Origin of the sequence: Buttiauxella sp. JUb87 (assembly GCF_004361975.1) — a bacterium.
GTDB classification, from domain to species: Bacteria; Pseudomonadota; Gammaproteobacteria; order Enterobacterales; family Enterobacteriaceae; genus Buttiauxella; species Buttiauxella ferragutiae.
In genome coordinates, this window is sequence record NZ_SNVY01000009.1 from 41,301 (window position 1) to 58,273 (window position 16,973).

19 protein-coding genes are annotated in these 16,973 nt (G+C 50.1%); 8 read left to right on the forward strand and 11 right to left on the reverse strand.

Going from position 1 to position 16,973, the window contains the following annotated elements; translation table 11 throughout:
- The first annotated feature begins 30 nt into the window (after positions 1–30).
- Positions 31–693 carry an OmpA family lipoprotein gene (locus EC843_RS20855; protein ID WP_064542132.1) on the forward strand — a complete coding sequence of 221 codons (663 nt, stop codon included), beginning with the start codon at positions 31–33 and terminating at the stop codon, positions 691–693.
- A gap of 68 nt (positions 694–761) precedes the next feature.
- On the opposite strand, the gene EC843_RS20860 is transcribed toward EC843_RS20855, so the two are convergent.
- Positions 762–1,379, reverse strand: a complete 618-nt coding sequence (locus EC843_RS20860) for a DUF5666 domain-containing protein (RefSeq protein ID WP_064542129.1) — start codon at positions 1,377–1,379, stop codon at positions 762–764.
- Positions 1,380–1,577: 198 nt separating this feature from the next.
- On the opposite strand from EC843_RS20860, the gene EC843_RS20865 reads away from it, so the two are divergent.
- Both EC843_RS20865 and EC843_RS24605 read left to right on the forward strand, forming a co-directional pair.
- Positions 1,578–1,880, forward strand: a complete 303-nt coding sequence (locus EC843_RS20865) for a hypothetical protein (protein WP_064542204.1) — start codon at positions 1,578–1,580, stop codon at positions 1,878–1,880.
- A 429-nt stretch (positions 1,881–2,309) separates the two neighbouring features.
- The gene (locus tag EC843_RS24605; protein WP_157092911.1) at positions 2,310–2,399 is read left to right on the forward strand and encodes a type I toxin-antitoxin system toxin TisB; all 90 of its coding nucleotides are present in this window, start codon (positions 2,310–2,312) and stop codon (positions 2,397–2,399) included.
- A gap of 60 nt (positions 2,400–2,459) precedes the next feature.
- Here the strand turns inward: EC843_RS24605 and EC843_RS20875 are convergent, their stop codons facing one another.
- Positions 2,460–2,807: a DUF6404 family protein gene (locus tag EC843_RS20875; protein ID WP_064542125.1), complete on the reverse strand. Its 348-nt coding sequence runs from the start codon at positions 2,805–2,807 to the stop codon at positions 2,460–2,462.
- A gap of 256 nt (positions 2,808–3,063) precedes the next feature.
- Between EC843_RS20875 and emrD the strand changes: the two genes are divergently transcribed.
- Positions 3,064–4,248: a multidrug efflux MFS transporter EmrD gene (emrD, locus tag EC843_RS20880; protein ID WP_133523008.1), complete on the forward strand. Its 1,185-nt coding sequence runs from the start codon at positions 3,064–3,066 to the stop codon at positions 4,246–4,248.
- Positions 4,249–4,349: 101 nt separating this feature from the next.
- Here the strand turns inward: emrD and EC843_RS20885 are convergent, their stop codons facing one another.
- From EC843_RS20885 to dsdC, 4 genes are all read right to left on the reverse strand, one after another.
- Positions 4,350–5,072: an amino acid ABC transporter ATP-binding protein gene (locus tag EC843_RS20885; protein WP_064542120.1), complete on the reverse strand. Its 723-nt coding sequence runs from the start codon at positions 5,070–5,072 to the stop codon at positions 4,350–4,352.
- Positions 5,059–5,823: an amino acid ABC transporter permease gene (locus EC843_RS20890; RefSeq protein WP_064542117.1), complete on the reverse strand. Its 765-nt coding sequence runs from the start codon at positions 5,821–5,823 to the stop codon at positions 5,059–5,061. The genes EC843_RS20885 and EC843_RS20890 overlap by 14 nt, the downstream gene beginning before the upstream one ends.
- 43 nt (positions 5,824–5,866) lie before the next feature.
- Complete coding sequence (locus EC843_RS20895; RefSeq protein ID WP_064542115.1) at positions 5,867–6,646, reverse strand: basic amino acid ABC transporter substrate-binding protein; 780 nt, start codon at positions 6,644–6,646, stop codon at positions 5,867–5,869.
- Positions 6,647–6,724: 78 nt separating this feature from the next.
- Complete coding sequence (dsdC, locus tag EC843_RS20900) at positions 6,725–7,648, reverse strand: DNA-binding transcriptional regulator DsdC (protein ID WP_133523009.1); 924 nt, start codon at positions 7,646–7,648, stop codon at positions 6,725–6,727.
- A gap of 226 nt (positions 7,649–7,874) precedes the next feature.
- Here dsdC and dsdX point away from each other — a divergent pair, with 226 nt between their 5' ends.
- A complete protein-coding gene (gene dsdX / locus EC843_RS20905; RefSeq protein WP_064542110.1) occupies positions 7,875–9,212 on the forward strand; it encodes a D-serine transporter DsdX in 1,338 nt (445 codons plus the stop codon).
- An 18-nt stretch (positions 9,213–9,230) separates the two neighbouring features.
- Positions 9,231–10,559 (forward strand): D-serine ammonia-lyase, encoded by a 1,329-nt coding sequence (gene dsdA, locus EC843_RS20910; RefSeq protein ID WP_133523010.1) that lies wholly within the window; start codon positions 9,231–9,233, stop codon positions 10,557–10,559.
- Here dsdA and EC843_RS20915 read toward each other — a convergent pair whose 3' ends face one another.
- From EC843_RS20915 to EC843_RS20935, 5 genes are all read right to left on the reverse strand, one after another.
- Complete coding sequence (locus tag EC843_RS20915) at positions 10,560–11,681, reverse strand: anaerobic sulfatase maturase (RefSeq protein ID WP_166642088.1); 1,122 nt, start codon at positions 11,679–11,681, stop codon at positions 10,560–10,562.
- Between the two features lie 2 nt (positions 11,682–11,683).
- Entirely contained in the window at positions 11,684–12,040 is a 357-nt protein-coding gene (locus EC843_RS20920) for a DUF202 domain-containing protein (RefSeq protein WP_133523011.1), read from the reverse strand.
- Positions 12,030–12,377, reverse strand: a complete 348-nt coding sequence (locus EC843_RS20925; protein ID WP_133523012.1) for a YidH family protein — start codon at positions 12,375–12,377, stop codon at positions 12,030–12,032. The genes EC843_RS20920 and EC843_RS20925 overlap by 11 nt, the downstream gene beginning before the upstream one ends.
- Positions 12,378–12,449: 72 nt before the next feature.
- Positions 12,450–13,949, reverse strand: a complete 1,500-nt coding sequence (locus EC843_RS20930) for a sulfatase-like hydrolase/transferase (protein WP_133523013.1) — start codon at positions 13,947–13,949, stop codon at positions 12,450–12,452.
- Complete coding sequence (locus EC843_RS20935) at positions 13,949–15,661, reverse strand: solute:sodium symporter family transporter (protein ID WP_133523014.1); 1,713 nt, start codon at positions 15,659–15,661, stop codon at positions 13,949–13,951. Before EC843_RS20935 ends, EC843_RS20930 begins: the two co-directional genes overlap by 1 nt.
- Before the next feature lie 166 nt (positions 15,662–15,827).
- On the opposite strand from EC843_RS20935, the gene EC843_RS20940 reads away from it, so the two are divergent.
- Positions 15,828–16,697 (forward strand): helix-turn-helix transcriptional regulator, encoded by an 870-nt coding sequence (locus tag EC843_RS20940; RefSeq protein ID WP_133523015.1) that lies wholly within the window; start codon positions 15,828–15,830, stop codon positions 16,695–16,697.
- A gap of 9 nt (positions 16,698–16,706) precedes the next feature.
- Complete coding sequence (locus EC843_RS20945; protein ID WP_133523016.1) at positions 16,707–16,922, forward strand: hypothetical protein; 216 nt, start codon at positions 16,707–16,709, stop codon at positions 16,920–16,922.
- Positions 16,923–16,973 lie beyond the last annotated feature (51 nt).

The window sequence follows — 16,973 nt, forward strand, 5'->3', positions numbered from 1 at the left end:
TTGCTTTATTTAATTCACCAAGGAAATAAGATGAAAAAACGCGTCATGATGATTGCCGCCATAGTTTGCGGCACGTTAGCAGTTTCTGGCTGTACTACCAACCCTTACACCGGCGAGCGTGAAGCTGGAAAAGCGGGTGTCGGAGCAGGTCTTGGCTCACTGGTAGGTGCTGGCATCGGCGCTCTTTCCTCATCGAAAAAAGATCGCGGCAAAGGCGCACTGATTGGTGCCGCAGCGGGTGCTGCATTAGGTGGTGGCGTTGGTTATTACATGGATGTGCAAGAAGCTAAACTGCGTGAAAAAATGCAGGGAACTGGCGTAAGCGTCACGCGTAATGGCGACAACATCGTACTTAATATGCCAAACAACGTCACTTTTGACAGCAGCAGCGCAACGCTTAAACCTGCTGGGGCGAACACCCTGACCGGCGTGGCGATGGTACTGAAAGAATATCCGAAAACTGCGGTTAACGTCGTAGGTTACACCGACAGCACCGGCAGCAACGAGCTGAATATGAAGCTCTCCCAGCAACGTGCCGACGGCGTAGGTAGCGCGCTTATCACCCAGGGCGTGGCAGCTAACCGTGTACGCACCACCGGTGCAGGCCCGGCGAACCCAATTGCCAGCAACAGCACTGCTGAAGGCAAGGCGCAGAACCGCCGCGTAGAAATTACATTGAGCCCATTAGCTTAATCTTTGGCTTTCTCGCCCCGGCCATATGTCGGGGCGATGATTTTCCATCCTGGTATAAACCCAAAAATTCACATCGGTGGCGTAAGCCCGTTTTTGCCAGCAGAAATACCACGCGCCACCAACTGGCCTTTATCGTCTTTCGCAGCATGTACCATCACTTTGGTACCGGGTTGCAGCAAGTTTCGTGAGCCTGGGGTAATCAAGACGACGGGTACATCGTCCGGCACAATCACCGTTTTCTCCATGTCTTTAACCTTCACTGTCATGGTGCGGCCCTGGCTATTCACCAGTTTACCCACCGTCCCGTTCGTCATGGTATTCACGTTACCATCTGCAGATTCAAAGGGATTAAAGCCTTCGCCTGAGCCACGCAAGCTTGGGGCAAACACATGGACTTCCAGCGCCTTCAGCGTACCATCAGCCTGCTGGACAGCAGCCGTGCCAATAAAACTATCAGGCTTGATATCACTGATTTTGGCCTCGCTGATGCTGTTCACTTTGGTTTTGTCTGTCAAAACCACATCGAGCTTTTCCCCCTGTCGGGTGGTGATGATGACTGAATGGTCATTCACCGAATCAATTGTTCCGCGAATTGGCCTAATGACATTATCAACTTGAGCCGCCACAACTCCCGTACTCAGCATCAGAACACTGAGCAATAAAGCGGACAAACGATGCTTTAGCATGTCTCTCTCCTGTTTTCAGCGAATGAATAATTAGCAAGCTCATTAAGGGTAATTCGTGAATGAAAATCGGGGAGGAAAGTGGCGTGAAAGAGTGTGTTTAAAGATTTCTTCGAATCGTGTTACGGCTGGCAGTCGCGACTAAACTATCGTGATACGCTGCGTGAATTCGATAACCACCGTGCTGGTTCAGGAAACAATATGGCTTATAAATACGCTTTGATATTGCTTATCCCGCTCGCCATTATTGGCTGCTCATCGACTGATACTTCAGGCTATGACGGGCATAAAACTATTAGTCCGGCAGAGACTAACGAGGCATTAATGATGCGCTCGCAATATCCGGATCAGTATTATGGCCGTGAAAATTTAACCACTGAGCAGCGCAGAGAAATAAGTGAGAAAATGCGTGCAGACAGGCTGGAAGCACGAGGACGGCAGGATAACAGCACCGACAGCGGCGATGGTTTCGGGCAATCCGTTCCCCAGGGGTTTTACAACTAAGTCAATTTCAGAACCTACAAAAACAAAAAACCCCGCTGGTGAGGCGAGGTTTTTTGTTTTTGCTGCTAGTGCTTTTACTGCTTCGCACACCAGATCACATCAACCTCCAAAATATACGACGAAACCCACCCAGGTGCAAATACTTGCTGCTAATGTGAACAACGCATAAATCTGTGGCTTGCGAAGCTGTTCGCATTTTCATCTTTTACCTGTTTATTTATACAGTATAATGGATATACTGAGTGTGTTGAATGTGATGTGCTCTGAGGCCGCAAACCGCCGCGCAATTTAAGTCCTGGCTGAAACGGGTGGTGCCGTCAGTGCCTTAACCTCAGAGGAGCACATCGGATCACCTCAACAAATTCAGCAGGCAACAGGCAGCGGAAAGGCTCGTCGGCTGAAAGTGCTCCTGGCCACAGGAGAAAGCGTATGGGCTTGATGGAACTGGCAATTGCGTTTCTGAAACTCATGGTTGCCTTGCTGCAACTGCTTGAACTTGCCATGAAATACTTCAAGTAATTCATGGCCTTCAAGTCGCACCAAAAGGAGGCGGGAAACCGCCTCCTTTTAATAAAAAAGCTATACATCTTCCCAGGCGGGTAATCTGTAATACCACCGACTTAAGGCGTAATACATGGTCATTATTAAACCGAACGTCACTCCCGCTGACAGTATTTTCAACAATATACCTTCAGCACTATCTCCATCATGACGCCATTGCAGAAACCACATAATTCCCCCCCACAGCACGCCAAAGTAGAGGCTGAAGTTCAGGAAAGTCATGTAAAAAGGAACAAAATGAGGAGGCCGGCACCTGAAATTAAAACGCCAGAGCAAATTGACATAGAGTGGAGCATAAGTGCTTTTCCACATCCCTGTTTTGGCAAGTAAATTGAGCGCACGTTGTTTCTTCGCTTCGAAATCCATCCCTGCGTATCTCCTGATAATCATTTTTAACTTCAAAGATATATCTCGTCTTTAGATCGCACTGCGGCACATCACTCATTTCTGGCAACAAAAATTGCCGTTCAGGCTTTAAAAGCTGCCATTAAATCCCCTATCAAAAAGCATGACACCATAGGGCTTCATTATCTTTGTGTGGTAGATTCCTCTCGATTTTTTGACGCAGTCAGTTTTATAAACTGGCTTTTGGCATTTAAATCCCTACAACACACTTGAGAAAATGAAAAAGCTAGCCAACATTCACCTACTGATGATGTTAATTCTTTTGGTTGCCGTCGGGCAGATGACGCAAACCATTTATATCCCGTCGATTCCCGATATGGCTCACGACTTCGGTGTGCGCAACGGTGCAATCCAGCAAGTGATGGCGGCATATTTGCTGACCTATGGCGTTTCACAACTGGTTTACGGGCCAATTTCCGACCGCATTGGTCGCCGCCCGGTCATTCTGGCGGGCATGAGTATTTTCATCCTCGCAACAGTGTGGGCGCTGTTTACCACCAATTTAACCGCCCTGGTGATTGCCAGTGCATTGCAAGGGATGGGAACCGGTGTCGCTGGCGTCATGGCGCGCACCATGCCGCGAGATCTCTACGAAGGTGCCTCGCTTCGTTCAGCCAATAGCTTGCTGAACATGGGGATCCTGGTCAGCCCGCTGATCGCACCGATCATTGGCAGCTTGCTTGATTCCGTTTGGGGCTGGCGTGCTTGTTACGGCTTCCTGCTGGTGCTGTGCATCATTGTCGGTTTCTGCATGCTGCGCTGGCTGCCAGAAACGCGCCCTGTCCAGGCAACTCCTCAACGCCTGATGGCGAGTTACAAAACGCTGCTGGGTAGCGGCTCGTTCAATTGCTACTTGCTGATGCTGGTAGGTGGTCTTGCGGGTGTAGCGGTCTTTGAAGCCTGTTCCGGCGTATTGATGGGCGGTGTGCTGGGGCTTAACGGCGTGGTGGTGAGTATTCTGTTTATCCTGCCGATTCCGGCGGCATTTTTTGGTTCGTGGTACGCGGGCCGTCAAAATGCACGTTTTTCATCGTTGATGTGGCAAGCGGTTTTGAGCTGCCTGGTTGCGGGTATTTTAATGTGGATCCCAGGCTGGCTCGGTTTCATGAATATCTGGACTCTACTGGTACCTGCTGCGCTGTTCTTCTTCGGCGCCGGAATGCTATTCCCGCTGGCTACCAGTGGTGCAATGGAGCCATTCCCATTCCTCGCTGGGACTGCTGGCGCATTGGTTGGTGGGCTGCAAAATATGGGTTCTGGGGCAATGGCGTGGTTTTCCGCCTTGCTGCCACAGACCGGGCAGTTTAGCCTCGGAATGTTAATGACCGCGATGGGCGTGATGATTTTGTTCTGCTGGCTGCCGCTGGCGCATAAATTCCAGCAGCATGAGGAAACGGCGTAAGGATTTTCACCCTCACCCTAACTCTGTCCCAAGGGTGAGAGGGAACAGACCGGTTTTCTCCCTCGCCCCTACGGGGAGAGGGTCGGGGTGAGGGGAAAAACTTAAAGCACCTTACTCAAAAACTCTTTCGTCCGTGGGTTTTGCGGTGCAGTAAACAGCTGCGACGGCGGCCCCTGTTCCTGAATCACACCCTGATCGATAAACACCACGCGGTCGGCCACTTCACGGGCAAAGCCCATTTCGTGTGTGACAATCACCATCGTCATGCCTTCCAGCGCCAACTGTTTCATTACCGCCAGCACTTCACCGACTAACTCCGGGTCGAGTGCGGAAGTCGGCTCATCAAACAGAATGATCGACGGCTCCATTGCCAGCGCACGGGCAATCGCCACGCGCTGCTGTTGCCCACCAGATAGGCTCGATGGCCAGGCGTCAATCTTGTCTATCAACCCAACCTTTTGCAGCAGCTTTTCGGCGCGCGACACGGCTTCGGCTTTCGACAAACCTTTAAGCGACATCGGTGCCATCGTCAGGTTTTCCAGCACTGTCATATGCGGGAACAGGTTAAAACGCTGGAACACCATGCCCACGCCTGCACGCAGGGTGTTGAGATTAGTTTTCGGGTCGTGAACCGCTAAACCATTGACCACCACCTCGCCACCATCTGGCTTTTCCAGCGCATTCAGGCAACGTAAGAAGGTACTTTTACCGGAACCGGACGGGCCAATCACGCACACCACTTCCTGCGGAGCAATGTCACACGAGATGCCGCGCAGCACATGAGTTTTGCCAAACTGTTTCTGTAAATCCTTAACGTGAATCACTTTTGCCAAACCTCTTTTCCATGTGTTGCACCATCAGCGAGAGCATGAACGTCAGCACCCAATACACCAGAGAGATCGTCAGGTACGGCTCCCAATAAGTCGCATAAGCGCCAGAAACGGTACGTGCGGCGTAAGCCAAATCAGCCAGGCCAATCGCCGAAGCCAACGAAGAATCTTTCACAATCGCGATGGCATTATTACCCAGCGGAGGCAGAATACGGCGGAACGCCTGCGGCAAAATCACTTTGCGCATCGTTTTGCCCCAGCCCATCCCCAAGGCACGCGATGCTTCCATCTGGCCTTTGTCGATTGACTGAATACCCGCACGGAAAATTTCAGAGACATAAGCCCCGGCGTTTAGCGTAATCGCCACCACACACGACAGAAACGCGCCGTATTCAGAACGCAGTTCGCGGGCAAAATCTACCGACATCAGCCCGCTGGTGACCAGCATCCCGTCACGTGGGTTGATAAACAGCGGCACCAGCGCGAAGTGAACCACCATGATTTGCACAAACAGCGGCGTGCCACGAAACGCACTAACATAAACGCGCACTGGCCACTGCACTGCATAGCGCAGCACATGTTTCCATGGGCCGTCTTCGGCATGCGCCATACGGCCCAGCCCGAGCAGCAAGCCCCAGGTGGTGCCTAAAATCACGCAAATGATGGTGCACTTGATGGTCATTATCGCGCCTTGCATAAAAAGGGGCGCGTATTCTGAGATTATCTCCCAGCGAAATCCGGTCATACCTGTCCTTGTTGGGGCCGAAACGGCCCCGAGTCATGCGAAATTATTCAGCGGGGAGAGTCGGAACGTTGCTATCAAACCACGTGGTGTAAATCTTGGCGTAAGTCCCATCAGCAACGATTTTCTTCAGGCCTGAGTTGATTTTTCCCAGCAGTTCCTGATTGTCTTTCGCTACCGCGATGCCGAAATACTGGCGTTCAAATTTGTTGTCTTTAACCGCTTTCAGCGCTTTATCCGGATGGGATTTGATGTAGTACTTCACCACGCCGACATCGCCAACAGCGGCGTCGATACCGTTTTCAGCCAGTTCTTGCAGCAACAGTGGCGTGTTATCAAAACGTTTGATGTCAGTGCTGTTTTTGCCCAGGGTGTCAGAAACCACGGTGTCGCCTGCGCTGGAGTTCACCACGCCCACTTTCAAACCTTTCAGTGCGTTAACGGAATCCACTTTGGAATCACCCGGAACCACAATGGACTGCTCTGCCGGGAAATAAGGTGCTGAGAAACTCACCATCGCTTTGCGCTTATCGGTAATGGTGATACCGGAAATGATGATGTCGCGGTCGCCAGAATTCAGGGTGGCGAAGATGCCTTCCCACGGCGTGTTAACCAGTTTGATATCAAAACCTTCGGCTTTGGCGATGGCTTTAATGATGTCGATGTCGAAGCCTTCCAGTTGCTTCTGGCTGTTCTCAAATTCAAACGGACGGTAAGTACCACCAGAACCGACGACATAAGTCTGCTGTGCGGCATAAGCAGAAGAAAGTACGGTAGAAACCATGCACCCGGCGAAAAGAACTGACTTTGCGAACTTCCTTAACATATGACGCTCCCGATAAGTTATTTATGCATTTAATTTGCATAAAAATACATAATTTGACGGAGGGCGGCAACTACAAAATTACACCTGTGATTGAAGCCATTGAATAAACGCTTCAATTTTCGGCCATTGTCGCCCAGGCAGCGTGGTGGCGTAGTAATGCTGATGGCACTTCAACGTCATATCGCCAAATGGGGCAACGAGCTCACCGCGATCGAGGCGTTTTTGCACCAGTCTTTTGCGCCCCATCGCCACTCCCACCTGGTTCACGGCGGCAATTACCGCTAAATCTGAACGATCAAAACCGATGCCGGAAGAAGAAGGTAACGTGACCGAAAAATGCTGTGCCCAACTGTGCCATTCGTCGGTACCCGAATCGTTGCTCCATGCTTGGCGGTCATGCAGCAAGGTGCAATTGCGCAGGTGAGCCGGTTTATTTTTTAATTCAAAACGTTGCGCGTACTCCGGGCTACATACCGGTACGATAGCTTCATCCATCAGAAAATGATGGGTCAACTGCGAGGAAGGCGTGTCGTCAAAATAGAGTGCCAAATCAATTCCTGCGCGTTGCAGATTCACGTTGTCGTTGCCGGTGAGAATGGTCAGGGAAATAGACGGATAACGGCGGGTAAAATCCCCGAGCCGCGGAACCAGCCAGCACTGGGCAACGGAAGGGCGCGAATAAATCGTCAGCAGGCCAGAAAGCTCCTGGTTTTTGATATCAAGGATCTCCTGGTTGAGCGTATCCAGCGAAGATTTCAGCGCCCAGAAAACTCTTTTTCCTTCATGTGTTAACTCTACTTTACGGTGTGAGCGCACAAACAGCTGAATCCCCAACTCCTGCTCAAGCTGATTAATCCGGTGACTGACGGCGCTCGAGCTTAGCGAAAGCTCTTCTGCCGCCAACGCGAAGGATTGATGCCTGGCGGCAACTTCAAAAGTGTAGAGTTTTGATAGCTGCCAGCCATTCAGTAAGCGGTTTCTGACTTCGCGAATCGGGTCCATGGTGCTCTCCAGAGAGAAAAGATCATGGCGGCATTGTAAAATATGCCCCCGAAAACGTCGTCCTAAGATGCAAAAAATCGAACCAAAATCAAATTTACCCGTCACTTTTCAACCTTAATCACTCTTTTGCATCAATCTGGCTCATGTGAAGTGCCATTAATATCGTTTGTCAGCAAGGAGCATTTTTTATCCAATAGCCGCAGATAAATCGCAGAGTGAGGTAGGTATGGAATCTCAGATTTGGGTTGTGGGAACGCTGCTTAGCAGCATAATTTTAATCGTCTTTACCATCGTAAAACTGAAGTTTCACCCTTTCCTTGCTTTGCTGTTGGCTAGTTTTTTTGTCGGCACCATGATGGGCATGAGCCCACTGGACATGGTGAATGCCATTGAAAACGGTATCGGCAGCACCCTGGGCTTCCTTGCCGCCGTCATCGGCCTTGGCACGATTCTGGGCAAAATGATGGAAGTGTCCGGCGGGGCTGAACGAATTGGCCTGGCTTTGCAGCGTTGTCGCTGGTTGTCTGCTGATGTGATCATGGTTTTGGTTGGGTTGATCTGTGGCATCACGCTGTTCGTAGAAGTCGGTGTGGTACTGCTGATCCCACTGGCGTTTTCTATCGCCAAAAAAACCAACACCTCGCTGTTGAAACTCGCCATCCCATTATGTACTGCGTTAATGGCGGTGCATTGCGTGGTTCCGCCACATCCGGCAGCCATGTTTGTCACCAACAAATTAGGCGCTGATGTCGGTACGGTGATTGTGTATGGTTTGCTGGTGGGGTTAACCGCATCGTTAGTCGGTGGGCCGTTGTTCCTGAAAATAGTGGGAAATCGCCTGCCGTTTAAAACCGTGCCAGCCGAATTTTCCGACCTGAAAGTCCGTAAAGAAGAAACGTTACCTTCGTTAGGCGCGACACTGTTTACAATTTTACTGCCGATTGGCCTGATGCTGGTGAAAACGCTCGCCGAGCTGAACATGGCGAAAGGCGGGACGCTGTATACCGTGCTGGAGTTTATCGGCAACCCAATCACAGCCATGTTTATTGCGGTGTTTGTGGCCTATTACGTTCTCGGATTACGCCAGCATATCGGCATGAGCCAGTTGTTAACTCATACAGAAAATGGCTTTGGTTCTATCGCCAACATTTTGCTGATTATCGGTGCAGGCGGTGCGTTTAACGCCATCCTGAAAACCAGTGGTCTGGCGGATTCGCTGGCGGTGTTGCTCTCCAACCTGCATATGCACCCGATTCTGCTGGCATGGCTGGTCGCCCTGATTCTGCATGCCGCGGTTGGCTCTGCAACAGTGGCGATGATGGGAGCTACTGCGATTGTGGCGCCGATGCTACCGCTCTATCCCAACGTCAGCCCTGAAATTATTACCATTGCTATTGGTTCCGGCGCGATTGGCTGCACCATCGTCACCGACTCATTATTCTGGCTGGTGAAGCAATATTGCGGCGCAACGCTTAACGAAACATTTAAATACTATACAACGGCGACATTTATCGCCTCCCTGCTGGCACTGGGCGCGACGTTCCTGCTTTCCTTTATCATCTAAGCGCAAAGAGATTGTCTTATGAAAAACGCTGAAATAAACACATTGATTCAAGAGTTTCCGCTGGTTCGCGATCTGATTGATTTGCAAGAAACCTGTTGGTTTAACCCGGAAACCACAACACTCGCTGAGGGCTTACCTTACGTAGGTTTGACCAGCGAAGATGTGCAAGATGCTCATGCTCGCCTGACACGTTTCGCACCTTATCTGGCACAGGCGTTTCCTGAAACAGCCGCCACTAACGGTATTATCGAGTCAGAGCTGGTGGCCATTCCGGCAATGCAAAAGCGTCTGGAAAAAGAGTTTAAGCAAGAAATCGCGGGGCAATTACTGCTGAAAAAAGACAGCCATCTGCCTATTTCTGGTTCGATTAAAGCGCGTGGCGGGATTTATGAAGTACTGACCCATGCCGAAAAGCTGGCAATCGAAGCCGGTTTACTGACCACTGAAGATGACTATCGCAAGCTGCTGACACCTGAATTTAAAGACTTCTTTAGCCAGTACAGCATTGCAGTAGGTTCCACCGGCAACCTGGGTTTATCCATCGGCATCATGAGCGCACGCATTGGTTTTAATGTCACGGTGCATATGTCTGCCGATGCCCGCGCCTGGAAAAAAGCCAAACTGCGCAGCCATGGCGTTACAGTCGTTGAGTATGAGCAAGATTACGGTGTCGCCGTTGAACAGGGCCGTAAAGCCGCCGAATCCGACCCGAATTGTTTCTTTATCGACGACGAAAACTCCCGTACCTTGTTCCTTGGCTATTCGGTTGCAGGTCAGCGTCTGAAAGACCAGTTTGCCCAGCAGGGGCGTGTTGTTGATGAACAACATCCGTTGTTTGTATACCTACCGTGTGGCGTCGGTGGTGGTCCTGGTGGAGTGGCATTTGGCCTGAAAATGGCGTTTGGCGACAACGTTCACTGCCTGTTTGCTGAGCCAACTCATTCACCTTGTATGCTGCTGGGTGTTTACACCGGGCTGCATGATGAGATTTCAGTGCAAGATTTGGGCATTGATAATGTTACCGCAGCCGACGGCCTGGCGGTTGGACGGGCATCCGGGTTTGTTGGGCGCGCGATGCAAAGGCTGCTCGATGGTTTCTATACTCTTGAAGACCAGACCATGTATACGCTGCTCGGCTGGCTGGCAGAGGAAGAGAGCATTCGCCTCGAGCCTTCCGCGCTGGCAGGTATGCCAGGCCCACTGCACGTGAGCGCCAATGCGGCTTACCATAAAATGCATGGCTTCAGCGCTGAACAACTGCAAAACGCCACGCATATCGTTTGGGCGACTGGCGGCGGTATGGTGCCAGAAGCTGAGATGGCGCAGTATTTGGCGAAAGCGGAGTAATTACTCAGCATTACGAAGTAGCAGCATCAGTTCAGTCGGTGAACGGTGCTGCCTGATCAAATCCCGCATCGTTTTCATGTAAGGCGCGGTGTCTCTGAAAAATGCCCGATAGCCCTCGCATAACGCACTTTTATTATCCTTTATGCGATGTTTCGGGCAATCACCGTGGCAAAACGGCAATTCTGAGCAGGCACGACAATCTGGTGGCAATGTCGTGAGTTTTTGCTGCGCAAACTCGTACGCCTGCTGACTCTGATTGAGCGTTTTCAACGATGTTTCATGGATATTACCCAGCAGATACGGGGCAGCAACATAATGATCGCACTGATACAGCGCGCCATTTGCCTCGAGGGCAAAAGCGTGTCCACAGGTTTTACTCAGAACACACATCTGCGAGGGAAACCCCGCCCAAACTCCGAGAGTAGAATCAAACAGTTGCACAAAGACGTGACCAATATCTTCATGCATCCAGAGTTTAAAAACGGTTTTGAGGAAGGTTCCCCACTGTTCTGCCTGCACCGACTCAACCGTCAGGTTGCCAAAGTGGTCGCGCTCCACCAGCGGGATAAACTGTAAAAACGGCGTCCCGAGCGTGCGCAAATAGTGATACAAGCGCTCCGGTTGCTGGCTATTGTGCTGGCTGATAACCACCAGCAAATTAAATTCGATGCGATGGGCGTTTAATTTTTCAATGGCCGCAATGACCAGGCGATGAGTCGGTTTGCCACTCCGGGTGCGCCGATAATGGTCGTGCAGATCGGCAGGGCCATCTAGTGATATTCCCACCAGCCAGCCGTTTTCTTTGAAGAACTGGCACCAGGTATCATTCAGTAAAATGCCATTGGTTTGTATATTGTTCTGGATTCGTTTACCTGCGCTATAACGCTTTTGCAGCGCCACCACACGTTGATAAAACGGTAATCCGGCAAGAGTTGGCTCGCCACCTTGCCAGGCAAATTCCACCACCTCATTCGGTTGTGCGGCGATATGCTGGCGGATAAATGCGTCAAGCGTGGCATCGTCCATCACCGGTTGCTGCGGTTTATTGAGATAGAAACAATACTGGCACTGAATATTGCACTGTGAACTGGTGGGCTTCGCCATCACATGACAACCACGCATTATCAACCTCCCACCAGCATGACAAGCTGGCGTACATGTGCCGCAGAAAATAGCAGCGCCAGGCTACAAACCGCCAGTGCAATTAGCAATTTGGCACGCATGGTGCGTCGGTCTGCAAAATCGCTAATCGCGATATCCATCAGGTTTCGCCACTGAGCGTAGCGATAAATCACCATTGCCACCGTCGCCAGAATGATAAGTACCAGTAAGAAAAATATACCCGCATAATGCCAGCTATGACGCAACGCCAGAGCCAGCAATGCACCGTAGCCGAGTAGTGTACGAAACCAGGCAAGTGAAGTGCGTTCCGGCTGTAATCCTGGATCGTCGGTACGCCGTCGCTGGCGATTATCCGACATACACCACCATCACCATCACCGTCGAGGCAACAATCACCATCACCAGGCTGATTATTTTCAGGCAGCCGGTGTAGGGTAAATCCTGCTTCAGGCGCATCGCTTTTTCATTGCGCATCCAGCGGAGATAGCCATAAATCGCCAGTACTCCGGCGAACAGGCACAACAGCAGCGCAACGATTTCACGAATTAACGGTGTCGCGAGATCGGGGGCGAGTTGATCCAGCCCAACGCCAGCAGCAAGAAATCCTAGCGCGGTGCGAATCCATGCCAGGAAGGTTCGTTCATTAGCGAGTGAGAAACGGTAATCTGGTGCTTCACCTACGTTGGAGATTTTCATTCTGCTTCCTTTCTGGTGATACCTATAAGGCCACCCTCATCTTCTCCTGAGGGTGAGGGCGACCGCACTTAACTAAAACTTCAGCCTCTTCTCCTCCACCTTCACTCCCTGCGTTGGCATCCCGGTATCGTAATCTCTAACCACTGGGGAATAATCATCTTCAGGCCGTGGGCGGAATGCGCCCATCCAGCGTGGAGTGGCACTTTTGCGCCACGGGCGGCATGACCATTGGTAACTGCGGAACGGATCGCGGGTTTTATCCATGTAATCCATCAGTTCATCGTGTAGCTCGTCACGCTTTTCGGCGTAGCGTGGGTCATCAATAAGATTGTTCATCTCTTGCGTGTCGTTTTTCCTGTCGTAAAGCTCATCACTGGTGAACAAATTCAACACCAACTTAAAGTGGTTAGTCACCCAACCGCGCACCGGGATAAACCCTCCAAAGCTGTCGTGCTCAATTTCATAACGGTTGAATTCAATCATCACACCACGTGAGTCTTCAGCATCAAGAAGATTTTCACCAGGCAAAATATCTGGCTTATGGATCCCCGCCAGCTTCATAAGTGTGGGCAGAACATCCACATGACTGACAGGTGTATCAATCTGGGCGGGAGCGGCTTGCCCGGTTGGCGGACGGAAGATCAGCGGAATACGGGTGATGTCGTCATACATTGCCGCACCTTTGCTGATGAGCTGGTGCGCTCCCATCATTTCACCGTGATCGGAGGTATAAACCACCCAAGTGTTTTCACGTTGTTCAGGCGTGAGGGTATTGATGACTCGACCAATTTCATCATCAACAAAATCATTGCAGGCGAAATAGAGTGGGTGATGGTAGCGCCCATCCGTACTCACTGGTGAAGGCATCGCCTCCGCCCATAAGCGGTGATGCACGGGTTTGTTAGCTAAGTCATCAAATGCTTTCTCGCCCAGCTCGTAGTAAAAATCTTGATATTTTTCAAGATATTCAACCGGACATGTAAACGGGTGATGCGGCTCATCGTAAGAGATGACCATCAGGAACGGCTCTTGCTGGCGTGGCGATTGAGCGAGGAACTCTATCGCCCGGTTGCTAATGCGATGTGCCCAGGTGAAGGTTTTATCAATGCCATTTTCCAGCAAATCTTCGACGCTGTTTAAGCCATTGCGCCACAGGCCGATCTCTTTTTCTGTCAGTTCTGCGAGGTAGTTCGCACCGTCGAACCAGTAATCCTCGTCCCACTCTGGCGGGCAAATACCCGTTCCAAAGTAGTCGTGCCCGTCGAGATGCCACTTGCCGATGTAACAGGTTTTATAGCCTGCATCTTTGAAATAGCGCCCCATAGTCGAGATATTTTTCCCCGGTGCGACGTTATTAGTCCAGGGGCCAGACTGGTTGGAATAGATACCCGTAAATAACCCAGCTCGTGCTGGAGTACAAACCGGAGCACAGGTATACGCCGAATTAAAGCGAATCCCTTCTTCGGCCAGCTTGTCGATATTATCGGTGTTAAGTGCTTTACCGCTGTAGCAACCCACCATATTGGTAGCCTGGGTATCGGTCATAATAAATAGGATGTTAGGACGTTCCATTACTTATCCTCAGAGGTAGAAGAATAGACAACATGGGGTTCCTGACGCTGACGCCAGCTACTGTAAATAAGGTAAATAACCACCAGCGCAACAATCATGTAACTGGCGATAGTGATCAAACGGGTTTCGTAACCACCAAACTGCGCAAGCCCGGCGTAAACACCAATCATAGCGAATAGCACGCCGACCGAGGCAATTTTGGCGTTACGCCACGGCACCATATCCACCGCAAAAGCATCCTGGAATTTAAAGGGAGTGGCGCGGGGTTTCAGGAAACCAATGGAAAGCATCAGCAATACGTTGATGCAGAAAGTGAAGAACAGCACGTACAGGAAATGGAAGTTAAACGACACCAGATAATTAATAACGATATAACTGCAAATGCCGAATAACAGTGCGGCTTTTGCTGCAATCGCCGGAATACGTGGGAAGAAAAAGCCCATGATAACAATAGTGACCAGCGGCACGTTGTAAATGCCGTTGAGTTGTTTCATCCAGCTGTATAGCCCTTCAGGCGCGTTGGCTATCCATGGCGCAACCAGCACGGAAACCAGTGCGATAGCCAGGCCAAATTTACGCCCAACACTCACCAGTTGTTCAGAAGACGCGTTCTGATTAATGATGCGGTTATAAATACCGAGGCTAAACAGGGTACTTGCACTATTGAGAAAACCATTGAAAGTACTGATGATCGCACCAAACAATACCGCGCCAAAGAAGCCCACCAGCGGCAGCGGCATCACTTTATTCACCAGCGCCGGGTAAGCCATATCGTGTTTAGGCAAATCTTGGAAAAGATGGAAAGCAATCAACCCTGGCAGAACCAGAATCAGCGGGTCGAGCATTTTCAGTACCGCCGTTAACAGCGCCCCTTTTTGCCCTTCAGCCAGGCTTTTGGATGCCAGTGTGCGTTGCACAATGCCCTGGTTGGTACACCAGTAAAACGTGTTCACTAGAATCAGGCCGGTAAGTGCGGCCCCCATTGGCACTGGGTCGCTACTTCCGCCAATAGAATTCAGCTTTTCGCTATGCACGGTGGTGAGTTGCTCCAGTCCGCGCAGCATATTGCCGCCGCCCATCGCCATTAAGCCGAAAACCGGCACCATTAAACCGCCAATTACCAGACCGATACCGTTAATCACATCGGCAACCGCAATGGCACGTAAGCCTCCGACGACTGCATAGGCAATCCCCGCCAGTCCAAGCAGAACGACCATTACCCAAATTGCCGCACCCTGAGAAATACCGAGAGAGTCACCGACGTGAAATAAGCTATTTAGCGCCAGCGCTCCAGAGTACAAAACAATCGGTAAAAAACAGATGCCGGTGGCAATTAGAAAACAACAATCCACGATGATACGGGTGGTTCTGTCGTAGCGTTCTTCAATAAAATCCGGGATGGTCGCGATACCGCGTTGCAGGTATTTTGGCAAGAAAATCAATGCCAGGAAGATAAGTGGAATCGCGGAAATCACCTCCCAGGCCATCACCGACATCCCACTGCGATACGCCTGGCCGCTCAATCCCACCAATTGTTCGGTGGAGAGATTAGTCAACATCAGGGAGGCGGCTATCACCGGTGCTTTAAGGGATCGCCCTGCCAAGAAATAACCCTGCTGCGAACCAGTATCCGCTTTTCGTAGCTTCCACCAGGTGATTAATGCCACCATTAAGGTGAAAGAAAAAAAGCTCACAATTTGCTGCACATTCATCTCACTGCCCTTATTTATCGTTATGTTCCGGCGCATTGTTATCTGTAGGGAATTACGCCTGTACCGGATCACTGGCTGTTTAAGATAGTCATTTTTACCGGGACAAGAGAAAGCTGATAAATTAGCTGCGCTCGGCATGAGCATAAAACTCCAGCGGAGAATATAAATGAATGGAAAAAACAATCTCTGGGATGTAAAAAACGAAACAACCTACAATATCCCGCTGGTTATTGACGAAAATGTGATCTCAAGCGGCATATCACTTATATCTCTATGGCATACACTCGCTGATGTAAGCTACCAGGTTGTCTGGCCAAGAGATAAAAAGAAACCATTGATTGAAAACTCATGGGTGGCGGTCTACACGCTCCAGGGTTCAGGTAAAATCACTCTGAAAGATAATTCGCAAATTTTGTTAAATGGCAATTGTGTCATATTCCTAAAACCAACGGATATAAAGTCCTATCACTGCGAAGGGTTGGTTTGGGAGCAATACTGGATGGAGTTCATTCCTACTGGTGCAATGGAAATCCCTTTATCGCAACAAGCTATTATTTATAACGGTGATCTTTTTAATAAAGAGTTAAGTGAAATCACCGAATTAATCACCAGCGATATAGAGCTAAACAAAAATCTTGCCGTGGCGTTTATCACCAAGCTGATTTATCAATGGGTGTGCTTGATTGTGCAAACAGGTTCTAAAGACAAATGGTTGATTAAAATTGAAAAGCTACTTTCGGAAATCCATACCGACATCCAGAAACGCTGGACAGTGGCAGAAATGGCGCAGTGGATGCAATGTAGCGAGCAATATTTGCGGCGATTATTCCAAAAATACACCGGAAAAACGCCGAAAGAATTTTATCTGGATGCACGCCTCGAGCTAGCTCTATCGCTATTAAAACAAGGAAGTTACAACGTCAATCAGGTAGCAGATATGCTGAATTTCTTTGACTCGTTCCACTTCAGTAAAGCGTTTAAGAATAAATTCGGATATGCGCCATCGGGTGTGAAAGGGTTATATCAGGCACTGTAAACAGCATTAATGCCAATTAAAGGGAATTTGTTTAGCTTTATCGGTCTGCTAGTTGGAACCCTGGCTTTGCTGCTGGCGCTGTTCCATTTTTGGGCCGGTCCATTCACCACACACCCGGCCACACTTGAAACCCTAGTCGCCGAAAAAACCACCTCAGTCAGAGAAGCTGCGATAGCGGCACTGATGGGAAACCCTGTTCCGGAAGTCAAAACCGCCAAAAACTAGAGTATAGATACCATTTTGTCGGTATCTCCCTCAATGTTGGCCGTTGTCACA